This window comes from Citrobacter sp. Cf072 (assembly GCF_030334485.1).
Taxonomy (GTDB): domain Bacteria; phylum Pseudomonadota; class Gammaproteobacteria; order Enterobacterales; family Enterobacteriaceae; genus Citrobacter; species Citrobacter freundii.
Genome location: NZ_JAOWDX010000002.1, coordinates 1 through 228, shown reverse-complemented (window position 1 = coordinate 228; position 228 = coordinate 1). Strand labels below are relative to the sequence as shown.

1 tRNA gene is annotated in these 228 nt (G+C 46.5%); it reads right to left on the bottom strand.

What is annotated here, in order from left to right:
* Positions 1-152 precede the first annotated feature (152 nt).
* Positions 153-228, bottom strand: a tRNA-Glu gene (locus OGX66_RS00010).

Sequence of the window (228 nt, the reverse complement as noted above, 5' to 3'; positions counted from 1 at the left end):
TTTTTCATTTCTTATTACGGAGAAATGAAACAGTGTGTCGTTTCAATTTTCAGCTTGATCCAGATTTTTAAAGAGCAAATATCTCAAACGTCACCCGAAGGTAAGTTTTGAGATATTGAGGTCGGCGACTTTCACTCACACATACCAGCAAGTGGCGTCCCCTAGGGGATTCGAACCCCTGTTACCGCCGTGAAAGGGCGGTGTCCTGGGCCTCTAGACGAAGGGGAC